Origin of the sequence: Streptomyces sp. NPDC059853, from assembly GCF_042731495.1 — a bacterium.
In the GTDB taxonomy this organism is placed as follows: domain Bacteria; phylum Actinomycetota; class Actinomycetes; order Streptomycetales; family Streptomycetaceae; genus Streptomyces.
Window position 1 is genome coordinate 1 of sequence record NZ_JBHWJL010000581.1, and the last position, 1,067, is coordinate 1,067.

A 1,067-nucleotide genomic window follows, 5' to 3' on the forward strand; every position below is an offset into this window, starting at 1 on the left:
GTGGCACCGTCAGGCGTGGTGGCCCAACGCTGTGGTCGAGAACCCGACCAACGGCCACGCACACGCCGTCTGGGCGCTCTCCGAGCCGGTCACCCGCACCGAATACGGCCGACGCAAACCGCTGGCCTACGCCGCGGCGGTGACCGAGGGACTGCGCCGCTCCGTGGACGGCGACACGGGCTACAGCGGGCTGATGACCAAGAATCCCGCCCACGACGACTGGGACGCGCTGTGGTGTTCCGGCGACCGGCTCTACAGCCTCGAGGAACTGGCCGGCCACCTGGATGAGGCCGGTTACCTGCCGCCGGCCTCCTGGAAGCGCACCAAGCGCCGCAACACCGTCGGGCTGGGGCGGAACTGCTCGATCTTCGAGACCGCACGCACCTGGGCCTACCGGGAGATCCGCAACCACTGGTTCGACTCACAGGGTCTGCACGAGGCGATCAGCGCACACGTCCACGAACTCAACGCCGAGTTCCCCGAACCACTCCCCGCCTCGGAGGCACGTGCAATCGCCGCCAGCATCCACCGCTGGATCACCACCCAATCCCGCATGTGGGCCGACGGCCCCGCCGTCTACGAAGCCACGTTCTCGACCATCCAAGCCGCACGCGGACGCAAGAGCGGCCTTGCTCGATCAGAAGCCCGGGATCAGAAGTTGGAGGCCCTCAATGAGCGATAAGCCGCGCTTTCCCCGCAACGGGCGAACGATCAAGGAAGCTGCCGAAATTACTGGTCTCAGCCCCCGGTCTGTGCGCCGTTGGACCTCGCGCACTCGTGCCGAGTGGCTCCAGGAGATGGCCGACGAGCGTGAGGCCATCCGCGCGTTCCACGACGACGAGGGGCACTCCTGGACGGAAGCCGCCAAGCACTTCCGGTTGGACGTCTCGACCGTGAAGCGCCGCGCGTACCGAGCACGCCAGGAGCGTGCGCAGGAGGCCGCTGATCGTGCGCAGCCACCCCTGCCGCTCGACGGTCTGAGCGCCTGACCCTCACGCCCAGCGCAGCGCCTCCGAGACCTGTCTCGGCCCCGGCGCGTAGCACGCCGAGAAGTTCTATGACACATA

Annotated in this window: 2 protein-coding genes; both read left to right on the forward strand. The window is 67.9% G+C overall.

Features of this window, described 5'->3' with window-relative positions; translation table 11 throughout:
* A partial coding sequence (locus ACFV5N_RS28010) for a replication initiation protein (RefSeq protein WP_385605395.1) occupies window positions 1–682 on the forward strand: 682 nt, incomplete at its 5' end.
* A gap of 70 nt (window positions 683–752) precedes the next feature.
* Complete coding sequence (locus ACFV5N_RS28015; protein ID WP_380187377.1) at window positions 753–989, forward strand: hypothetical protein; 237 nt, start codon at window positions 753–755, stop codon at window positions 987–989.
* Window positions 990–1,067 lie beyond the last annotated feature (78 nt).